The sequence below is a fragment of the Streptomyces sp. NBC_00582 genome (assembly GCF_036345155.1).
GTDB lineage: Bacteria > Actinomycetota > Actinomycetes > Streptomycetales > Streptomycetaceae > Streptomyces.
On record NZ_CP107772.1, the window covers coordinates 5739026 to 5755428 of the forward strand.

The window sequence follows — 16403 nt, forward strand, 5'->3', positions numbered from 1 at the left end:
GTTGGTCGCCGCCTGGGACGGAAAGGTTGCCGTACGGAGGGAAATTCGCGGAGCAGGGCCGCTGCCTACGGCGTCTCGTGTGCCTCGGGGGGAGGTGTCGGGGCGCCCGGCAGGCGTACGGTCGCCACCGTGCCGCCGCCGTGGGCGCGGGCCAGGGTGACGTTGCCGCCGGCCTGTTCGACCGTGCGGGCGACGATGGAGAGGCCGAGACCGGAGCCGGGGAGGGCGCGGGCGCTGGGGGAGCGCCAGAAGCGGTCGAAGACGTGGGGGAGTTCGTCCTCGGGGATGCCGGGGCCGTGGTCGCGGACGGTCAGTTTGCCGTGCGTCAGCTGGACGTCGATCGTGCCGCCCTCGGGGCTGAACTTCACCGCGTTGTCCAGGATGTTGACGACCGCACGCTCCAGCGCGGCGGGCTCCGCCCGGGTGAACCAGGGCTCCAGGTGGGCGTTGATCGTCAGCTCGGGGCCGCGCAGGCGTGCGCGGCGCAGGGCCGCCTCGACCGTGTCCTCCAGGGCGACCACCTGGACGCGTTCGCCGCGCTGGCCCTCCGAGCGGGAGAGCTCCTGGAGGTCGCCGATGAGGGAGGCGAGCTCCGTCATCTGCGCCTTCACACTCGCGAGCAGCGCCTTTCGGTCGGCGGCGGGGATGGGGCGGCCGGTCTCCTCGCTGCGGGTGAGGAGCTCTATGTTCGTGCGGAGTGAGGTGAGGGGGGTGCGGAGTTCGTGTCCGGCGTCCGCGATCAGCTGCTGCTGGAGCTCGCGGGAGTTGGCGAGGGAGGCGGTCATCGAGTTGAAGGAACGGGAGAGCCGGGCGATCTCGTCCTCGGCGTCGTCCTCTACGGGGATACGGGTGCTCAAGTCGTCGGTGCGGGCGACGTGTTCGACGGCCTCGGTGAGCTTGTCGACGGGGCGGAGACCTGCGCGGGCTACGGCGAGACCGGCTGCGCCTGCGCCGAGCACTCCGACGCCGGAGACGAGGAGGAGGATCAGGGCGAGTTCGTTGAGGGTGGACTGGGTGCTCTTCAGCGGGATGGCGACCTGGAGGGCGACGTTGTTGACGACCCCCGCGCCGTTGTCGCTGTTCACCACGAGGGCGGTGGTCACGATGCGGACCGCGTTGCCGTCGCTGTCCACGCCGTTGCGGAAGTACAGGGTGCCGGGCTCGCCGTTCTTGGCCACGGTCTTGTCGTTGCCGGCGACCTTCACGAGGGATTCGGAGCTGCCGTAGATGCAGGCCTTGCCGCTCGACTGGACCAGTTGGGAGTAGCCCTTGAAACGCGGGCCGAAGGGAAAAGCGTCGGACTGCGACTGGGCACACGTGTCGAGGGCGGCGAACACCTGGTTCGCGGGCTGCGCGCGCTCGACACTCGACTTCAGATCGGCGTTCAGCTCCTCGTACAACTTCCCCTGCACGATGAACCAGCACGTCACCGAAACCGCCGCCACCGCGAACGCCACAGCGGCAGCGACCAGCATGGACAGCCGGGCCCGAATGGGAAGGGTCCGGAACCGTCGCACCAGCTTGTTCACTCCGCGCCGCCCTGTCGGAGCACGTACCCGACACCGCGCACGGTGTGCACGAGGCGCGGCTCGCCGGCCGCCTCGGTCTTGCGGCGCAGGTACATGACGTACACGTCCAGGGAGTTGGACGACGGCTCGAAGTCGAAGCCCCAGACCGCCTTCAGGATCTGCTCACGGGTGAGGACCTGGCGCGGATGCGCCATGAACATCTCCAGGAGGGTGAACTCCGTACGGGTCAGCTCCACAGGCCGCCCGCCCCGGGTGACCTCCCGGGTCGCGAGGTCCATCCGCAGGTCGCCGAAGGTGAGCGCCTCGTCCTCCTCCACGGCCGCCGCGCCGGCCGCCGCCGCGTAGGAGCTGCGGCGCAGCAGCGCGCGGACGCGGGCGAACAGCTCGTCCAGTTCGAACGGCTTGACCAGGTAGTCGTCGGCGCCCGCGTCCAGGCCGGTGACACGGTCGCCGACCGTGTCGCGGGCCGTGAGCATGAGGATGGGGGTGGTGTCGCCGGCACCCCGGATGCGGCGGGCGGCGGTGAGGCCGTCCATGCGGGGCATCTGGATGTCGAGGACGACCAGGTCGGGGCGGTAGGCCGTCGCCTTGTCCAGGGCGTCGGCGCCGTCGACGGCGACCTCCGTGTCGTAGCCCTCGAAGGCGAGGCTGCGCTGGAGTGCTTCGCGCACCGCCGGCTCGTCGTCGACGATCAGGATGCGCTGGGTGTCACGGTCGCCTTCGGCGGGGCTCATGGGCGTGGATCCTCGGGTGCGGTGGGACGGGCGGGAGACAGCGGCTTCAGCCTCGCATGCTTCCCGGTCCGTGCGTAAAGAGTGGGGCTGCGTGAGGTCAGCCGCGCATCGCCGTGAGGCGGTTCAGCGGGACCTTGCGGCGGTGCGGGCGGGTGGCGGGGGTGCGCAGGCCCATCATCTGCGGGGCCGCCACCTCGGGGGCCCGGACGACCGTCTGCTCCACCGGCTCGTGCAGCTCGTACGCCACGTCGAGGGCCAGGGCGAGGTCGGCCGCGCCGACGCCGGTCACCGTGTGCGAAACCTGCTTGATCATGACGTGCTCCCTACTGGCTCGGTGGATGTTCAGCTGTCGGAGCCGCCGGCCCGCAGGGCGGCCAGGTCGGACTTGACGGTGTTGATCGGGATGGCGAAGCCGAGGCCGACGCTGCCGGCGTCCGAGGAGGAGGACGAGGCCGCGGAGTACATCGCGGAGTTGATGCCGACGATGTTGCCGCGCGCGTCGATGAGCGCGCCGCCGGAGTTGCCGGGGTTGAGGGAGGCGTCCGTCTGGAGCGCCTTGTAGGTGGTGGTCGAGGAGCCGGTGTCGCCGTTGAACTGCTGGCCGCCGAACTCGAACGGCCACTGCCCGCTGCCGCCGCCCTGTTGCTGCTGTTGCTGGCTCTCGTCCGTCGAGACGGTCACGTCACGGTTGAGCGCGGAGACGATACCGCTGGTCACCGTGCCGGTCAGGCCCTCGGGGGAGCCGATCGCCACGACCTCGTCGCCGACCTGGACCCCGTCGGAGTCGCCGAGGGTCGCCGCCTTGAGGCCGGAGGCGTTCTCCAGCTTGATCAGCGCGAGGTCCTTCTTGCTGTCGGTGCCGACGACCTTCGCGGTGTAGGTCTTGCCGTCGCTGGTCGTCACCTTGATCGAGTCCGCGCCGGAGATGACGTGGTTGTTGGTGACGATCTCGCCGTCGCCGGTGATGATCACGCCGGAGCCGGTGGAGGTGCCGTTGCTGAGGGTGGCGTTGATCTCGACCACGCTCGGGCTGACCGCGGCGGCTATCGAGGCGACGTCACCGGTCTTGCTGGAGGGCACCACGCTGGTCGTGGTGGAGGAGGAGACCACCTCGTTCTTGCCGGTCAGCTCCTGGATGCCGTACGCCGTGCCGCCTCCGATGGCCGCGGCGACGATCGCGACGGCGGCGAGGAGGGCCAGCGGGCCGCGGGTGCGCCTCTTCTTCGCGGCGGGGGCGTCGGGCGCGGGCTCGGCGGCCACGGGGGTGAGGAGAGCGGTTCCGCCGCCGCTGCCGTCCCCGCCGGCGGAGGCCTGCGCCGGCGTCTGCCACACCGCGGTGGGCTCGACGACCGGCTGCTGGTACGCGCCCTGAGGCACGGGCTGCCGCACCGGCTCGTACGCCGGCGGGGGCGGCCACTCCGGGTTGACGGGGGAGGAAGCGTGCTGCTGGGCGCCCTGGTAAGGGGTGTCGAAGTTCTCGTACTCGCCGCTGCGGCGGATGCTCTCGGTCATGGAAAGAAGCTTGTCCCGCGACCATGAGAGCTCCCTGAGTGCTCCCTGAGAAGGCCGCCAGAACCTCGTATGCCCGATATAAAGCGGGAACAGGCAGCCGGCGCGGGTCTCTCAGAGACCTCTCATACTCCTCAGGCGCAGCCGCAGGAGCGCCTGGTCACCAGGCGGGACGGGAACTGCTTGAGGCGTTCCCGGCGGGTGCCCGTCACGCGGACGCCGTCGTCCAGGACCAGGTCCACCGCCGCGCGGGCCATCGCCGAGCGGTCCGAAGCGATCGTTGTCATGGGCGGGTCGGCGAGGGCGGCTTCCTTGATGTCGTCGAAGCCGATGACGGCCAGCTCGCCGGGTACGTCGATGCGCAGCTCGCGGGCCGCGCGCAGCAGGCCGATCGCCTGGTCGTCGGTGGAGCAGAAGATCGCGGGCGGCCGGTCGGGGCCGGAGAGCAGATCCAGGGCGACGCGGTAGGCGTCGTAGCGGTTGTACGGCGCCTCGAACAGCCGGCCCTCGGTGCTGATGCCGGCCTCGGCCATGGCCTGCCGCCAGCCCTCGACGTGGTCGGAGACCGGGTCGCCGACGGAGGGGGTCTCGGCGGTGCCGCCCATGCAGGCGACGTAGGGGTAGCCGTGCTCCAGGAGGTGCCGGACGGCGATCCGGGCGCCGCCCAGGTCGTCGGTGACGACGGCGACGTCGTCGATCGCCTCGGGCCGCTCGTGCAGCAGCACCACCCGGGCGTCCCAGGCCTCGATCTCGGCGGCGGCCAGGTCGTTGAGCGCGTGGCTGACGAGGATCAGCCCGGAGACCCGCATCCCGAGGAACGCCCGCAGATAGTGGACCTCGCGCTCGGCGACGTAGTCGGTGTTGCCGACGAGGACCATCTTGCCGCGCTCGGAGGCGGCCTGCTCGACCGCGTGTGCCATCTCGCCGAAGAAGGGCTGACGGGCGTCCGGGATGATCAGGCCTATGAGGTCCGTGCGCCGGGACGCCATCGCCTGGGCGACCCGGTCGGGCCGGTACCCCAGTTCCTTGATCGCGGCGAGGACACGCTCGCGCGTGGCCGGGGCGACCGGCCGGGGTCCGTTGTTGATGACGTAGCTGACGACGGCGGTGGAGGTCCCCGCCAGTCGTGCGACGTCGTCCCGAGTCACCTTGGCCACGCGCGGAGTCTACGCGGATGGACCCGCTCTGGGCAGGGCGTACGTCACGTCCCTGTGCGGAAGCGATGCCTCCGCCGAGCGGATCCGGGCCGGTACCGATGGGTAACCGAACGGTACCGGCGAGTACTACACGTCCGCCGCGACCTCTTCGGCGTCCATGGCGTCCGCGTTGTCCGAATCATCCGCGTTTACCCGACCGGCCTTGGCCTTCGCGTCGTCACCACCACGCTCAGCCTTCTCAGGCGTAACGAATCGATAACCCACGTTCCGGACGGTGCCGATCAGCGACTCGTGCTCCGGCCCGAGCTTGGCGCGGAGCCGTCGTACGTGCACATCGACGGTACGGGTGCCACCGAAGTAGTCGTATCCCCACACCTCCTGGAGGAGCTGTGCGCGCGTGAACACCCGGCCGGGGTGCTGCGCCAGGTATTTCAGCAGCTCGAACTCCTTGAAGGTCAGGTCGAGGACCCGACCCTTCAGCTTCGCGCTGTACGTCGCCTCGTCCACCGACAGATCGCCGTTGCGGATCTCCATCGGGGAGTCGTCGGCGACGATCTGCTGCCGGCCCATGGCGAGCCGCAGCCGGGCCTCCACCTCCGCCGGGCCGGCGGTGTCGAGGAGGACGTCGTCGATGCCCCAGTCGGCGGTGACGGCGGCGAGGCCGCCCTCGGTGACGACGAGGATCAGCGGACAGCCCGGGCCGGTCGAGCGCAGCAGCTGGCACAGGCTGCGCACCTGCGGCAGGTCCCGGCGGCCGTCGATCAGGATGACGTCGGCGCCGGGGGTGTCGACGAGCGCGGGTCCTTCCGCCGGTGCCACGCGCACGTTGTGCAGCAGCAGGCCGAGGGCCGGCAGCACTTCTGTCGAGGGCTGGAGGGCATTGGTCAGGAGCAGCAGAGAACTCATACGTCTGGTTCCTCCTCGGTCCCTGCGAGGACATGGGTGCAGTACGGCACTGCTCTGCGATCCCGAAGGCCCCGTACACCGGCGGTCACCTGTAGTTTCCCGCTTCGTATACAACGCTTCCGAAAGCACAAAAGGACCCGGGGGCTACGCTGCCCGAGTCCTCTGCCCAGCAGAATAGCCCACATGAGCAACAGCGGGGCAGGTCATGTGGCGCGTTCCACCGTTCGTCCGAACTGCGAGACGGGCACCCGCACACCTTTGCGGACGTTTCTGCCCACCGTCGACGGTATTCCGATCGATTCCGTATACAACCCGGGAGCGGTCGTATACAACGGTTCGCCGTCATCCGGTGTTCACCCCGTGTTCGTGATCGCGCACGGCTTCACCGGCGACGCCGACCGCCCGCACGTCCGCCGGGTGGCGGACGCCTTCGCGCGGTACGGGGCCGTCGTCACCTTCTCCTTCCGCGGCCACGGACGCTCCGGCGGGCGTTCGACGGTCGGCGACAAGGAGGTGCTGGACCTCGAGGCCGCCGTGGAGTGGGCCCGCTCGCTCGGGCACACGCGTGTGGTGACCGTCGGCTTCTCCATGGGCGGCTCGGTCGTGCTCCGGCACGCGGCCCTGCACAAGGGGGTGGACGCCGTCGTCTCCGTCAGCGCGCCCGCCCGCTGGTACTACCGGGGCACCGTCCCGATGCGCCGGGTGCACTGGCTGATCACCCGTCCCGAGGGCCGGCTGCTCGGCCGCTGGGGCTTCCGCACCCGGATCCACCACCGTGACTGGGACCCCATACCCCTGTCTCCGACCGAGGCGGTCCCGGGGATCGCGCCCGTGCCGCTGCTGATCGTCCACGGCGACCGCGACGGCTACTTCCCCCTCGACCATCCCCGGATGCTCGCGGAGGCCGCCGGTGAGCACGGCGAACTCTGGCTGGAACCCGGCATGGGCCACGCCGAACACGCGGCCGACGACACCCTGCTGGCCCGGATCGGGGACTGGGCGGTGGCACGGGCGGGCTAGCCTGAACCATACGAATCGATCGAACACAACCGATCCGAGAAGGAACGCGAATGCCAAAGGTCACGGTGCGCTACTGGGCGGCCGCGAAGGCCGCGGCGGGGGTCGACGAGGAGCCGTTCGACGCGGACACCCTCGCCGACGCCCTCGACGCCGCGCGTGCGCGACACCCCGGCGAACTCGTGCGTGTGCTGCGGCGGTGCTCGTTCCTGATCGACGGTGATCCCGTGGGCACCCGCGCACATGAGACGGTACGGCTGGCCGACGGCGGCACGGTCGAGGTGCTCCCGCCGTTCGCAGGAGGGTGAGGATGACCGACCAGCAGCCGTATCAGCAGTACCCCGGGTACGAGGGGTACGACCAGCAGGGCTGGCCCGCGCAGCAGCAGGGGTACGAGGATCCGCAGGCGCACCTTCAGTACACGCAGCAGTGGCAGGGGCAGACCTGGGAAACCAGCGTGCAGCCGCCGGTCACCGCGAACCCGGCGTATCCGGCACCCGGTGCCGGTGCCGTGAACCCCGGTTACCCGGCGCCCGGTGCTGTTGCCGGTGCCGGTGCCGTGAACCCCGGCTACCCGGCGCCCGGTGCTGCGGGCCTTGCCCACCCCTCCGGCCCCGGCGGGACGACTGCCCAAGGCGGCGTTGCGCCCGGTGAGGCCCCCTCCTACGGGCCCGCCACCCTCGCCGGGAACGCACGGATCACCGATGCCCAGCGGGCCCGGCTCGAGGGGCGTTCGCCGGTCATCGAGCCCGGGATGCAGCCCGCCGCGCTCACCGCGCTGCTCGGGCTGCTGCTGTCCGGCGCGGCGGCCGTCGGGGAGTTCGCCCTGCTCGTGCCGCTCGTCCTCCTTCAGGCCGTGACGGCGGCGGGCTGGTTCCGGCTGAACGGCATGTGGCCGGCCCGGCAGGGCATCGCGCTCGCCTTCCTCGGCGCGCTCGTCTCGGACGCGGCGCTGCTCGTCGCCGGCCGGGAGAACGCGCCCGCCGCGATCCTCGGCACGCTGGGCGTCTGGGTGCTGCTCTGCCTGGTCCTCCAGCTCCGCTCGCACGCCGACCCCGACGAGCGGATGTACGGCCTGATGGCCACCGTCGCCTCCGCCGCGCTGGCGATCCTCGCGACCGGCCACCTCGGCGCGGATCCCGACGCGGTGACCGTGGGCACCGCGGCCGTCGCGGTCGCCGTCCTGGCCCGCGCCCTGCCGCTGCCGACCCCGGCCTCCGTCGTCGTGTCCCTGCTCGCCGCCGCGGGCGCGGGCATCGCCGTCGGCGGGATGACCGGGATGGGCGCCCAGGGCGCGCTGCTCGGCGCCGGCGCCGCGGGGTGCGCGCTGATCGGCCACCGGGTCGCCAGTTACGACTACCCCTCCCGCTTCGTCCACTTCACGGCGGGCGTCGCCCTGCCGCTCGCGGCCTCCGCCCCGGCGGTGTACGTGCTGGGGCGGGCCCTCGGGTAGTAGTCGGGGGAGGCTTGTCACAGCCGATCGACAATTGCGGGGATCCTGTTGTCCCCAGGGTTACGGTGGGCGGAAAGCGACCGGAACCCGGGGGACATCTTCATGCGAGCGCTCCGAATACTGCTGATCCTCGTCGTCGTGCTCGGCGGCCTGTTCGTCCTCGCGGACCGTCTGGCCGTCCACTTCGCCGAGGGTGAGGCCGCGGACAAGCTGAAGACCACCGAGGGCCTCGCGACCACCCCGGACGTGTCCATCAAGGGCTTCCCCTTCCTCACCCAGCTGGCCGGCGGCTCGCTGGACGACGTCGAGGTCGGCATGAAGGACTACGAGGCCGACACGGGCACCAACGGCGGGACCATCCGCATCGACGACCTCAAGGCCGACATGAAGGGCGTCGAGTTCTCCGGCGACTACAGCTCCGCCACCGCCACCACGGCCTCCGGTACGGCGTCCATCGCCTACGACGAGCTGCTGAAGACCGCCAAGTCCGAGGAGACCCGGGTCGCGCCCGGCCTCACCGCCAAGGTCATCGGGCTGTCCGACGGGGGCGGCGGCAAGATCAAGGTCACCGTGGAGGCGACCGTCCTGGGCGTGAAGCTGAAGGAGCCCGTCTCGGTGCTGAGCACGGTCGCCGTCGAGGGCGACACCGTGCGGGTGCACGCCGACTCGCTGCCCGACTTCCGCGGGGTGACGGCCGCCGAGAACGAGGTCCGCACCGTCACCGACTTCCAGCAGAAGATCGAGGGGCTGCCCGGCGGTATCCAGCTCGACAGGGTGCAGGCGGGGAAGAACGGTGTGGAGATCACCGTGAAGGGTTCGAACGTCCGTCTTGCGGGGTAATACCCCTCCGGCCGCGCGGGCGCACCCCCGGTGCCGCACACCCCCTGTCCGACAGGCGAGACGCCGCCGTCCGTACCGTAGATGTGACGACGGCTACCCGGGCCCGGAAGTCCGCCCGGGCGGCCCGGGCTGTGCTTCCGTCTCGAAATCCGGACGATCGCATCTCACCATCCGGCCCACTGGTGACACGCCCGCCTGTGCGTCCCTACGATCGACCGCATGATGAAGCGACAGGCGGATCTCACGAAGCGGCGGGCAGTCGACCTGTGCCGCGTCGCCGCCATGCTCTGTCGCACTCTCTGACAGCGGAAGCGCCGCCGGCCTTCCGCGCCTCCCGGCGCCCTCGAACCGAGGGCATCCGTGCGCCGGCCGCCGGCGAGACCCGGCCGCGCACCCCTCTTTCTTGCACACCCCCGCCGCAACTGCCCCGGAGGAGAACGAGCATGAGCCGCAGCGACGTCCTGGTCGACGCCGACTGGGTCGAGGCCAATCTCGACAACGCCGACATCGCCATCGTCGAGGTCGACGAGGACACGTCGGCCTACGAGAAGAACCACATCCGCAACGCCATCCGGATCGACTGGACCAAGGACCTCCAGGACCCGGTCCGCCGTGACTTCATCGACCAGGAGGGCTTCGAGAAGCTCCTCTCGGCGAAGGGCATCGGCAACGACACCCTGGTGATCCTCTACGGCGGCAACAACAACTGGTTCGCGTCGTACGCGTACTGGTACTTCAAGCTGTACGGCCACGAGAACGTCAAGCTTCTCGACGGCGGCCGCAAGAAGTGGGAGCTGGACGCCCGCGAGCTGGTCGAGGAGGTCCCGGTGCGCGCCGAGACCACCTACACCGCCAAGCCGCAGAACACGGCCATCCGTGCCTTCCGTGACGACGTCGTCGCCGCGATCGGCTCGCAGAACCTGGTCGACGTCCGCTCGCCCGACGAGTTCTCCGGCAAGCTGCTCGCCCCGGCCCACCTGCCGCAGGAGCAGTCGCAGCGTCCGGGTCACGTCCCGAGCGCCCGCAACATCCCGTGGTCGAAGAACGCCAACGACGACGGCACCTTCAAGTCGGACGACGAGCTCAAGGAGCTCTACGCCGAGGAGCAGGTCGACCTCGCCAAGGACACCATCGCCTACTGCCGTATCGGCGAGCGCTCGGCCCTGACCTGGTTCGTCCTGCACGAGCTGCTCGGTGTCGAGAACGTCAAGAACTACGACGGCTCCTGGACCGAGTACGGCTCCCTGGTCGGCGTGCCGATCGAGCTCGGCGCCAACAAGTAACCCACCCAGCCCGCAAACCCGACCGACCGGCCTTCCTTCCGTCCGGTCAGACCCCGATGGAGAAAGACATGTGTGGAGCGAAGGCCGGCGGCCCGGACGCCTCGACGATCAAGCCCGGTGAGACCACGATCCAGGGCCAGGTGACCCGCGACGGCGAGCCGGTGGTCGGATACGTCCGTCTGCTCGACTCGACCGGTGAGTTCACCGCGGAGGTCCCCACCTCCGCCACGGGCCAGTTCCGCTTCTACGCGGCCGAGGGCACCTGGACCGTCCGCGCCCTCGTTCCCGGCGCCACCGCCGACCGCACGGTCGTCGCCCAGCAGGGCGGGCTCGCGGAGGTCGCGATCGCGGTCTGATCCGCCGGTCTGATCCGCGGCCGTATCGCGGTCCGCAGCGCGGTCGGAGGACCGCTGGGCTCGGGCGGTCTGTGACGGACGCCTTCCACGGCCGAGGGCCGTACCCCGGGGCACTCCCGAGGTACGGCCCTCAGCCGTTTCCGGACCTACGCTGGAGGCATGTACGCACGCCGGCGTCACGTCTACTTCGCCATGATGGGCACCTGCATCGGCCTGTTCGTCCTGGCCTGGGGAGTGGTGCGCATCTGGTCGGTGCCCGCGGCGGTCGGCATGTGCCTGGTGGCCATGGTCATCCCACCGCTCGCCGCGATGGTCGCCAACCGGCGCGGCCCGGAGGACCGTTGGTGGGACGATCCGTCGGGCGACCCGAAGTCCGACGAGTGGTGGGACGAACTGGACGGCAAGAAGCGCCGCCCTTAGCCGTCAGCAGCCATCAGTAGCATCAGCAGGTATCAGTGGGCATCAGTAGACGAGGGCCTGGGTGTCGTCGGCCAGCGCCTCCTGGACGAACACCTGCGCGCCCGCGATCCGTACGCCGTCGAGGACGTCCTTCTCCGTGATGTCGCGCCGGGCCGCGCACTGCGTGCACAGCGTGAGTCGCCCGCCGGCCAGCACGGACTCGATCAGGTCGGGCAGCGGGGCGGCGTGCGGCAACTCGAACTCGGCCGCCCTGCCCGGCAGCGCGAACCACGCGGATTCCCCGGTCAGCCACAGCGACACCTCGACCCCACTGGCCACGGCCACCGCCGCGACCGTGAACGCCTGCGAGCACCGCTCGGGGGCATCGGCCCCCGCGGTCACCTTGATCACGAGCTTCTTCGCCATGCCCGAATCGTAATCAACTCCTTTACAACTACCTGTGCTGACCATGGGTCTCCTGTGAAGCGCTTACGGAAGGCGCGCTTCACGTTCTGAGGGGGACGTTGTGGGAGAACGCGTGGAGGGTGCGGTGCCCGACGGACCGCAGGTGCCCGCGCGGCGGCGAGGGCGTACGACGCTGCTGATCGCCGGGGCGGTGGTGCTCGGTCTGGTGGCCGGGACCTGCGCCGGCTACCTGATCCAGGCCGACCGGGAGCCGACGAAGCTGCCCTCGCTGTCGCAGCCGACGATGCCGCAGGCCAAGGGGCCCGCGCCGGAGCCGCTGTCGGCGGCGCGGGACCGTCAGGTGAGGACCGACGGCGACCTGCGCAAGCTGCTGCTGACGAAGCCGAAGGGCGCCAAGGACGGCGACTGGCTGGAGGGCCAGGACGGCTGGCTGGACCTGGCCGCCTACGCCGACTCCTACGAGAAGCCGGAGGAGATCTTCGGCGACCTCGTCGGCAACGAGTTCCGCCGGGTCGCCGTCACCGGCTGGGAAGAGGGCAGCGCGTACACGGTGGAGCTGCGGCTCGTGCAGTTCCGGCAGGAGGAGACGGTCGCGGCAGCCGACTACTGCGACAACGGCCAGTACTGGGCGGAGAAGGAGGGCTCCACCGACAGCTGGCCGATCGCCGGTACCGGTACGGGCATGGCGTACGTCCACCACAAGCCGAAGACCGAGGCCGGGTACCTGCCGCTCTACAGCGCGGAGGCGCACGCCTGGCGCGGTGACGTCGCCATGGAGATCTGGGTCTACGGGTCCAGGTCGATCTCCAAGAAGAAGATCATGGACCTGGCCGAGCGGCAGATGGAGCGGCTGTGAGCGAGCAGGAGTACGAGGCCGGGACGGCCGGGACGGCCGGCTCGGTGGGCCCCGTGGAACCGGTCGGCCCGGAACTGATCACGGCCCCTGTCGAGCCGGTCGACCCTGTCGCGCGGCGCAGGCGCCGGCGGCGGGCCGTGGCCGTCGCGGGTTCCCTGGTGCTGGCCGGGGCGCTGGTGGCGGGGGTCGGCCTCACGGTCGTCACCGTGCGGGACGCCGACCGGGACGCCGGGGCGCCGGTCTGGAAGTTCCCGAAGGAGACGCCGGACGCGGACCGGTCGCAGGGGCCGGGCGGGAGCGGCGGTGGACTCGCCGGGATGCTCGTCCCGTACGGCACGGAGGGGTTCACCCGGGGGCCGGACATCGGCGAGTTCGGGGCGGACGCCCAGCTCAGCGGGGCGCGGGCGGCCGGGTTGCGCAAGGAGGCGCTGAAGGATCTGCCGCGCTCGCAGCGCAAGCGGCTGGAGCAGCAGATCGACAAGCAGCGCATCAAGGGCATGGCGATGCGCAGCTACCTCAGCGAGGAGACCAGCGCCCTCGACACCAACGAGGGCGTCTACTCCGTCGGCATCACGCTGTCCCAGATGGACAACAAGGCGGCGGTGCGCGACATCGCGACCTTCCAGGGCGAGTTCCTCGACGCCCTCGACGTCTTCCGCAAGGGTCCGGCGATCAAGGGCCACAAGAACGCGAAGTGCTTCCTGCCGCCCAAGGACGCCGACTCCGACCTCGAGGGCATGTTCTGCTCGGCGTACGTCGGCGAGGTCCTCGTCAGCCTGACCGCCGAGGCCGTCAAACCACTCGACACCAAGGGAGTCGCCTTGCTCCTTGGCGAACAACTCGACCGCATCGCGGAACCGGGGGAGACGGTATGACCGACGACCAGACCCCAAGACCCCCGGCTTCGACCACCGCACCGGCGGAGACTGTGGAGAGCGCGGAGATCCCGGAGGCGGCGAAGATCGCCGGGTCGGCGGAGAGCGCGGAGATCCCGGAGGCGGCGAAGATCGCCGGGTCGGCGGAGAGCGCGGAGGCCGCGGCGCCCGGTGAGGCGGCGGAGAGCGCGGAGGCCGCGGCGCCCGGTGAGGCGGCGGACAGCGCGGAGGTCGCGGCGCCCGCGGAGACCATGGAGATCCTGGAGACGGTGGAGAGCCCTCAGATCGCGGAGGCGGCGGACATCGCGGCGCCCGGTGAGGCCGCGGAGGCGGCGGACAGCGCGGAGGCCGCGGCGCCCGTGGAGACCAAGGAGATCCGGGAGACGGTGGAGAGCGCGCAGATCTCGGAGGCGGCGGAGGCCGCGGCGCCGGGTGAGGCCGCGGTGTCGGCGGACATCGCGGCGCCCGGTGAGGCCGCGGAGGCGGCGGACAGCGCGGAGGCCGCGGCGCCCGTGGAGACCAAGGAGATCCGGGAGACGGTGGAGAGCGCGGCGGCGGAGACCGCCGATGCCGGGGAGTCCTCGGGTGGCGTGGGGCCGGCCGGTGACGGGGTCGGCGTCGCGGAGTCGGCTGCCCCCGACGCGGCGCCGGTTCCGGGAACCCCGACACCGGTCACCACGGCGAAGCCGACCGTGTCGATGTCCAAGGCCCCGGAGACGGCGGAGACGGCGGAGGCCGGGGTTCCCTCGGATGCGGGGGGCGTCCCCGGGGAGGCGGCGGCGCGGGCCGGGGTCGGTTCTGGTGCCGTGGGCGCCACCGGGGAGGCGGCTGCGTCGCAGGCGGCGGATTCGCCTGACGCGGCGGCCCACGCGCCAGCCACCAGGGCTGAAGGTGCGGTTGGCCAGGCGGCGGCGGAGCCGTACGCGGTTGCGGTCGCCGGTGCGCCGCTGGGAGCACCCACGTCCGACGACGGCGCCCGTGACGGCGCGGCCCCGGGTGGGCCCGGGGCGCGGCGTCCCCTGCTGCGGGCCGCCCTGCGGTGGACAGCCGCCGTGGCCGTCTTCGCGGCGGTCGGTGCGTCGACGGCGTACGGCATCGCGGCGATGGAGCGCACGGACGTACCGGGTCTGCAGACGGAGTCGGACGGCCGCTGGGCGTACCCCACGCTCACCAGGCCGCCCCTGCCCTCCGGCAGCCCCGCCCCCTTCGCCAAGGCGAACCACTCGGGGGCCCACTACGCCGACCTGCGCGCCCTCGTCCTGCCCGCCCCCGTCGGCGCGAAGGAGGACAAGGCGCTGGCCGGCTCCGACGGCTGGCTGGCGACGAAGGACTTCCTGAAGGAGTTCGAGGACACCCGTCGCGGCGACATCGAGGACAAGCTCGTCGACGCCGGCCTGCGCCACATCGCGGCCCGCGGCTGGACCACCCCCGACGGCACCAGCACCCGCGTCTACCTGCTGAGATTCGGCTCGGTCGCCGTCACCGAACAGGTCCTCGACGACGTCTTCACCACCTACGACGCCCCGGTCTACCCGGTACGCGGCGCCGAGGCCTACGAACGGGACGAGGACTTCCCGCTGGCCCCGCAGTCGAAGAACATCACGCTGACCCCGTACACGGAGACGAAGCCGTACGGCGGCGAGCAGGTCCGTCTCGCGTACCTGAGCGCGGGTGACGTCCTCGCGATGATCGTGCAGACGGGGAAGGGCACCATGCCCGCGATCCCCCACCAGCAGACGGTGGTCCTCCAGAGCCAGCTCCTGGAGTGAGGGTCCACCTCACACCGAGGGCCGGTCCCCGGCCGCGTAAGCTTGGGGACCGGCCTTGTGTACGTACGGAACCAACCCCGCTCATCCGAGGAGCACCCCGTGGAGATCTTCTTCGAAACCCTGCTGGTCCTGGTCTGTGTCGGTGTCCTCGCCTTCGCCGCCCTGACCGTGAAGAAGCTGTACCAGGGCCAGCGCTGACCGACCGATCCAGGAACTGTCAACCATGATCGAGATCCCGTCCGACCTCCACAAGGACCTCGTCCCGCTCGCCTTCCTGCTGGGCACGTGGGCGGGCGCCGGCGTGCACGACTTCCCCGGTGCGCAGAAGTGCAACTTCGGGCAGGAGGTCACCTTCACCCACGACGGCCGTGACTTCCTGGAGTACCGGTCCCACACCTGGGTCCTCGACAACGACGGCAACAAGGTCCGTCCCCTGGAGTCCGAGTCCGGCTTCTGGCGGATCGACGACTCCCGCAAGGTCGAGGTGACGATGACCCGCGACGACGGCGTCATCGAGATCTGGTACGGCGAGATGGCGGACAAGAAGCCGCAGATCGACCTGGTCACGGACGCCGTCGCCCGCACGTCCGCCTCCCGCCCCTACAGCGGCGGCAAGCGGCTCTACGGCTACGTCAAGAGCGACCTGATGTGGGTCGGCGAGAAGCAGACCCCCGAGGTCGAGCTGCGCCCCTACATGTCGGCCCACCTGAAGAAGGTCGTCACCCCGGAGGAGGTCGAGCGCTGGGCCAAGGCCCTCCCGGACGATCTCCCGGACGACGGCATCGCCTTCTTCAAGTAGGTCTCCGCCAGGCCCGCGCGCTTCTCCGTGGTTCTAGACTTCCAGTGTGGTGAGCACCGACTGGAAGAGCGACCTCAGGCAGCGCGGCTACCGGCTGACGCCGCAGCGGCAACTCGTGCTGGAAGCCGTGGACACCCTTGAGCACGCGACCCCCGACGACATCCTCACGGAAGTGAAGAAGACGGCGTCGGGGGTCAACATTTCCACCGTCTACCGGACCCTGGAGCTCCTGGAGGAGCTGGGCCTGGTCAGCCACGCCCATCTCGGGCACGGCGCGCCGACGTATCACCTCGCCGACCGGCACCACCACATCCACCTGGTCTGCCGGGACTGCGAGAACGTCATCGAGGCGGATGTGAAGGTGGCCGCCGAGTTCACGGCCAAGCTGCGGGACACCTTCGGCTTCGAGACGGACATGAAGCATTTCGCGATCTTCGGCCGCTGCAAGGACTGCTCGACCGCCAAGAGTTCAATTACCGAGTCGTAGGCTTAGCG

The 16403-nt window shown here is 70.8% G+C and carries 20 protein-coding genes; 13 read left to right on the forward strand and 7 right to left on the reverse strand.

The annotated features are described in order from the left end of the window. Nucleotides 1-65 precede the first annotated feature (65 nt). The 6 genes from OG852_RS25645 to OG852_RS25670 form a co-directional block, all read right to left on the reverse strand. Nucleotides 66-1529: a HAMP domain-containing sensor histidine kinase gene (locus tag OG852_RS25645; RefSeq protein WP_330349060.1), complete on the reverse strand. Its 1464-nt coding sequence runs from the start codon at nt 1527-1529 to the stop codon at nt 66-68. Next, on the reverse strand, nt 1526-2263 hold the full coding sequence (locus tag OG852_RS25650) for a response regulator transcription factor (protein ID WP_133911893.1): 738 nt from the start codon (nt 2261-2263) through the stop codon (nt 1526-1528). Before OG852_RS25650 ends, OG852_RS25645 begins: the two co-directional genes overlap by 4 nt. A gap of 97 nt (nt 2264-2360) precedes the next feature. Continuing rightward, nucleotides 2361-2576 carry a hypothetical protein gene (locus OG852_RS25655; protein ID WP_330349061.1) on the reverse strand — a complete coding sequence of 72 codons (216 nt, stop codon included), beginning with the start codon at nt 2574-2576 and terminating at the stop codon, nt 2361-2363. A gap of 29 nt (nt 2577-2605) precedes the next feature. Continuing rightward, complete coding sequence (locus OG852_RS25660; protein WP_133911895.1) at nt 2606-3775, reverse strand: S1C family serine protease; 1170 nt, start codon at nt 3773-3775, stop codon at nt 2606-2608. Nucleotides 3776-3906: 131 nt separating this feature from the next. Then, nucleotides 3907-4929, reverse strand: a complete 1023-nt coding sequence (locus OG852_RS25665) for a LacI family DNA-binding transcriptional regulator (RefSeq protein WP_133911896.1) — start codon at nt 4927-4929, stop codon at nt 3907-3909. Between the two features lie 126 nt (nt 4930-5055). Continuing rightward, nucleotides 5056-5835 carry a winged helix-turn-helix transcriptional regulator gene (locus OG852_RS25670; protein WP_330349062.1) on the reverse strand — a complete coding sequence of 260 codons (780 nt, stop codon included), beginning with the start codon at nt 5833-5835 and terminating at the stop codon, nt 5056-5058. A 183-nt stretch (nt 5836-6018) separates the two neighbouring features. Between OG852_RS25670 and OG852_RS25675 the strand changes: the two genes are divergently transcribed. The 8 genes from OG852_RS25675 to OG852_RS25705 all read left to right on the forward strand — a co-directional run bounded on the left by OG852_RS25675 (nt 6019) and on the right by OG852_RS25705 (nt 11204). Then, nucleotides 6019-6855: an alpha/beta hydrolase gene (locus OG852_RS25675; RefSeq protein WP_330349063.1), complete on the forward strand. Its 837-nt coding sequence runs from the start codon at nt 6019-6021 to the stop codon at nt 6853-6855. A gap of 50 nt (nt 6856-6905) precedes the next feature. Further along, nucleotides 6906-7160: a MoaD/ThiS family protein gene (locus OG852_RS25680; RefSeq protein WP_330349064.1), complete on the forward strand. Its 255-nt coding sequence runs from the start codon at nt 6906-6908 to the stop codon at nt 7158-7160. A 2-nt stretch (nt 7161-7162) separates the two neighbouring features. After that, entirely contained in the window at nt 7163-8305 is a 1143-nt protein-coding gene (locus OG852_RS25685) for a hypothetical protein (protein ID WP_133911900.1), read from the forward strand. Between the two features lie 102 nt (nt 8306-8407). Beyond that, a complete protein-coding gene (locus OG852_RS25690; RefSeq protein ID WP_330349065.1) occupies nt 8408-9145 on the forward strand; it encodes an LmeA family phospholipid-binding protein in 738 nt (245 codons plus the stop codon). A gap of 222 nt (nt 9146-9367) precedes the next feature. Next, nucleotides 9368-9448 carry a putative leader peptide gene (locus OG852_RS51030; protein WP_443064656.1) on the forward strand — a complete coding sequence of 27 codons (81 nt, stop codon included), beginning with the start codon at nt 9368-9370 and terminating at the stop codon, nt 9446-9448. A gap of 140 nt (nt 9449-9588) precedes the next feature. Further along, a complete protein-coding gene (locus tag OG852_RS25695) occupies nt 9589-10428 on the forward strand; it encodes a sulfurtransferase (RefSeq protein WP_133911902.1) in 840 nt (279 codons plus the stop codon). 68 nt (nt 10429-10496) lie between these two features. Next, nucleotides 10497-10784 carry a DUF1416 domain-containing protein gene (locus OG852_RS25700; RefSeq protein ID WP_020122955.1) on the forward strand — a complete coding sequence of 96 codons (288 nt, stop codon included), beginning with the start codon at nt 10497-10499 and terminating at the stop codon, nt 10782-10784. A gap of 159 nt (nt 10785-10943) precedes the next feature. Further along, the gene (locus OG852_RS25705; RefSeq protein WP_133911903.1) at nt 10944-11204 is read left to right on the forward strand and encodes a DUF3099 domain-containing protein; all 261 of its coding nucleotides are present in this window, start codon (nt 10944-10946) and stop codon (nt 11202-11204) included. A 42-nt stretch (nt 11205-11246) separates the two neighbouring features. Here OG852_RS25705 and OG852_RS25710 read toward each other — a convergent pair whose 3' ends face one another. Further along, nucleotides 11247-11609, reverse strand: a complete 363-nt coding sequence (locus tag OG852_RS25710; protein ID WP_133911904.1) for a DsrE family protein — start codon at nt 11607-11609, stop codon at nt 11247-11249. A 124-nt stretch (nt 11610-11733) separates the two neighbouring features. Between OG852_RS25710 and OG852_RS25715 the strand changes: the two genes are divergently transcribed. The 5 genes from OG852_RS25715 (at nt 11734) to OG852_RS25735 (ending at nt 16395) form a co-directional block, all read left to right on the forward strand. After that, nucleotides 11734-12465 carry a hypothetical protein gene (locus OG852_RS25715; protein ID WP_166663504.1) on the forward strand — a complete coding sequence of 244 codons (732 nt, stop codon included), beginning with the start codon at nt 11734-11736 and terminating at the stop codon, nt 12463-12465. Beyond that, nucleotides 12462-13340, forward strand: coding sequence for a hypothetical protein (locus OG852_RS25720; RefSeq protein ID WP_330349066.1), 879 nt, complete (start codon nt 12462-12464; stop codon nt 13338-13340). The genes OG852_RS25715 and OG852_RS25720 overlap by 4 nt, the downstream gene beginning before the upstream one ends. Continuing rightward, nucleotides 13337-15109, forward strand: a complete 1773-nt coding sequence (locus tag OG852_RS25725) for a hypothetical protein (protein ID WP_330349067.1) — start codon at nt 13337-13339, stop codon at nt 15107-15109. Before OG852_RS25720 ends, OG852_RS25725 begins: the two co-directional genes overlap by 4 nt. Nucleotides 15110-15332: 223 nt before the next feature. Beyond that, nucleotides 15333-15908 (forward strand): FABP family protein, encoded by a 576-nt coding sequence (locus OG852_RS25730; RefSeq protein ID WP_133911905.1) that lies wholly within the window; start codon nt 15333-15335, stop codon nt 15906-15908. 46 nt (nt 15909-15954) lie between these two features. Beyond that, a complete protein-coding gene (locus OG852_RS25735) occupies nt 15955-16395 on the forward strand; it encodes a Fur family transcriptional regulator (protein WP_133911906.1) in 441 nt (146 codons plus the stop codon). Nucleotides 16396-16403: the final 8 nt, after the last annotated feature.

What these genes read in the sequence shown, in the direction of transcription:
- OG852_RS51030 (WP_443064656.1), top strand. Translation starts at nt 9,368, where the DNA reads ATGAAGCGACAGGCGGATCTCACGAAGCGGCGGGCAGTCGACCTGTGC.
- OG852_RS25695 (WP_133911902.1), top strand. Translation starts at nt 9,589, where the DNA reads ATGAGCCGCAGCGACGTCCTGGTCGACGCCGACTGGGTCGAGGCCAAT.
- OG852_RS25660 (WP_133911895.1), bottom strand. Translation starts at nt 3,775, where the DNA reads ATGACCGAGAGCATCCGCCGCAGCGGCGAGTACGAGAACTTCGACACC.
- OG852_RS25710 (WP_133911904.1), bottom strand. Translation starts at nt 11,609, where the DNA reads ATGGCGAAGAAGCTCGTGATCAAGGTGACCGCGGGGGCCGATGCCCCC.
- OG852_RS25670 (WP_330349062.1), bottom strand. Translation starts at nt 5,835, where the DNA reads ATGAGTTCTCTGCTGCTCCTGACCAATGCCCTCCAGCCCTCGACAGAA.
- OG852_RS25690 (WP_330349065.1), top strand. Translation starts at nt 8,408, where the DNA reads ATGCGAGCGCTCCGAATACTGCTGATCCTCGTCGTCGTGCTCGGCGGC.
- OG852_RS25730 (WP_133911905.1), top strand. Translation starts at nt 15,333, where the DNA reads ATGATCGAGATCCCGTCCGACCTCCACAAGGACCTCGTCCCGCTCGCC.
- OG852_RS25650 (WP_133911893.1), bottom strand. Translation starts at nt 2,263, where the DNA reads ATGAGCCCCGCCGAAGGCGACCGTGACACCCAGCGCATCCTGATCGTC.
- OG852_RS25675 (WP_330349063.1), top strand. Translation starts at nt 6,019, where the DNA reads ATGAGCAACAGCGGGGCAGGTCATGTGGCGCGTTCCACCGTTCGTCCG.
- OG852_RS25725 (WP_330349067.1), top strand. Translation starts at nt 13,337, where the DNA reads ATGACCGACGACCAGACCCCAAGACCCCCGGCTTCGACCACCGCACCG.
- OG852_RS25685 (WP_133911900.1), top strand. Translation starts at nt 7,163, where the DNA reads ATGACCGACCAGCAGCCGTATCAGCAGTACCCCGGGTACGAGGGGTAC.
- OG852_RS25680 (WP_330349064.1), top strand. Translation starts at nt 6,906, where the DNA reads ATGCCAAAGGTCACGGTGCGCTACTGGGCGGCCGCGAAGGCCGCGGCG.
- OG852_RS25655 (WP_330349061.1), bottom strand. Translation starts at nt 2,576, where the DNA reads ATGATCAAGCAGGTTTCGCACACGGTGACCGGCGTCGGCGCGGCCGAC.
- OG852_RS25700 (WP_020122955.1), top strand. Translation starts at nt 10,497, where the DNA reads ATGTGTGGAGCGAAGGCCGGCGGCCCGGACGCCTCGACGATCAAGCCC.
- OG852_RS25705 (WP_133911903.1), top strand. Translation starts at nt 10,944, where the DNA reads ATGTACGCACGCCGGCGTCACGTCTACTTCGCCATGATGGGCACCTGC.